The 2,588-nt window shown below is 39.8% G+C and carries 1 pseudogene; it reads right to left on the bottom strand.

What is annotated here, in order from left to right:
• Positions 1-2,588: pseudogene (locus V7D82_RS07735) on the bottom strand (hypothetical protein); the annotation flags it as partial.

Here is a 2,588-nt window from a genome sequence, read left to right as displayed (position 1 = left end):
GTTAGACCAGGTTACAGAGGAACAGGCATCCGAAGCTACAGCACCACCATTAGAGTTTAACCAAGCTTGTAATGCCGCACCATTTCCATTTCCATCACACTCTACTGTTAAATCAGAAGCAGTAGTTGAGATTTGTGGTTTGGTAGTATCCTGAATTGTAAAGGTAGCTGTGGAAGTTTCAAAGTTACCACATGAATCCGTAGCCGTAAAGATTACTGTTGCTGAACCAGTGTTGCCACAACCATCGCTCAAAGCAGTAAAGTTGTTAGACCAGGTTACAGACGAACAGGCATCTGAGGCAACAGCACCACCGTTTGAGTTTAACCAAGCCTGAAGTGCAGTACCATTTCCATTTCCATCACACTCTACTGTTAAATCTGAAGCAGCAGTTGAGATTTGTGGTTTGGTAGTATCCTGAATAGTAAAGGTAGCTGTGGAAGTTTCAAAGTTACCACAAGAATCAGTAGCAGTAAAGATTACTGTTGCTGAACCGGTGTTACCACAACCATCACTTAAAGAAGTAAAGTTGTTAGACCAGGTTACAGACGAACAATTATCGGATGCTACAGCGCCACCGTTAGAGTTTAACCAAGCCTGAAGCGCAGTTGTATTTCCGTTACCATCGCACTCTACGGTCGAATTAGACGCGGCAGTAGTGATTTGTGGTTTGGTAGTATCTTGTATTGTAAAAGTAGCCGTTGTAGTTTCAAAATTACTACATCCGTCAGTTGCGGTGAATGTTACGGTTACTGAACCGGTATTTCCACAACCATCGCTTAATTCATCAAAATTGTTTGTCCAAGTCACCGCAGAACAAGCATCTGTAGCTACAGCGCCACCGTGAGAGTCAATCCAAGCTTGCAATGCAGCCGGATTTCCATTACCATCACACTCTACTGTCAGATTAGAAGCAGCAGTAGTTATTTGTGGTTTGATAGTATCTACAACAGTAATAACTTGTGTGAATACAGTAGAATTATTTCCACAGGCATCCATCACCGTCCAAGTATTGGTATAGGTACCCGTATTAGCACATCCTAAAGTTGGAGTGAAATTACCCCCTTTTTTGATAATATTGGTTACATCAATATCACATAAGTCAGAAGCTACCGGGAATAAGGCTTGTGCATTGGCCAAAGCTGTTGCATCGCTACATTCTACAGTAACATTTAAGGCATCTGCAATGGTTGTCCATATAGGAGCCATAGTATCCTGAACTCTGATAACTTGTGTGTATACAGTAGAGATATTACCACATACATCTTTTGCAATCCATGTATTTGTATAGGTACCGGCATTCGAACATCCTGGAGAGGCTACAAATTGACCCGGAGTTTTTGTATAAGTTACCGTTCCGGAACAGTTGTCAGTAGCAATAGGAGCATGGGCTTGTGCAGCCACTAAAGCAGCAGCATCGCTACATTCTACAGTTCTGTCTAAAGACCCGGCACTGGTAGTCCATGTTGGAGCCGTGATATCCTGGATTTTGATAGTTTGACTTGCCGTAGATTTATTTCCACAAGCATCTGTAACTGTCCAAGTTCTGGTAATTACTTTATTATTCGGACATGAATTAGCAGGAGTCAAACAAACGCTTTTGAAACGGATGGCACCCAATTCAGTACCCACTTTTTGAGCGTAAACAAACCATGTACCATTCATTGGTCCGGTTAAGTTTTCGAAACTTGACACATATGAGGTTAAACCTGTAATGGTATTGGCACCTGCAAGATTTCCATTAGGAGTCATATTAACAGTAACACCTGTTGGGATAACATTACTATTATTCCATTGTGGATATCCTGAAGCATTTGGGTAGAATACAGGTAAGTAAAGTTCTGTTGTATTATTAGTATCGCAATCTCCACCATTACAGTATGGTCCAACCAATACTACACCTTGACCACTTGGTGATACCAGTGTAAATTGAACTCTACCTTTTCCTTGATTGGTATCAAAAGCTAAAGCTACTTTTTCAATATCTTTTGCGGTTAAATTATCAAAACCGCTAATGCTGAAATTGAAGTAATTCCCAGTACCGGCATTTACAGAACCTTCATTGAAATTACCAAAACAATCATTGTCTATAAAAGTTACTACCGGATTGGCATCACAATTGTCACTAACGTTTGTTGGGTTTCCGGTTGATGCAGGAGTGCTGTCAACATTACAATTAGCATCGGTATTTAAAGTAATACCATTTGGTACTGTAAATGTTGGAGGTGTGTTATCAATAATGGAAACGGTTACTGTAGCAGTATCACAATTGGATGGATTTAATTTTTCACAGATTTGATATGTGAACGTATAATCACCACAATGTCCGATACTGGTTAAAGAAACATTACCGTTAGCATCGATATTCAAATTTGGATAAGACCCATTGATAATTGATAAATTAATTTGGCCTAAAGTAACAGTATTGTTATTTAAGGAATCATTTGAAAGTATGTTTCCAATAGTTCCAATGTTTGCGCAATCAACAGTGTAAGTGTTATTTACTGCATCAATTGGAGCCGCCTGAACTGAAACCGAAACCGTAGCCTGATCACAATTGGATGGATTAAGAACTTCACAGATTTGGTAAG

This window comes from Flavobacterium sp. (assembly GCF_036741995.1).
Taxonomy (GTDB): Bacteria; Bacteroidota; Bacteroidia; order Flavobacteriales; family Flavobacteriaceae; genus Flavobacterium.
The sequence above is the reverse complement of the archived record's forward strand: the minus strand, read 5'-3'. Positions and strand labels throughout refer to the sequence as shown.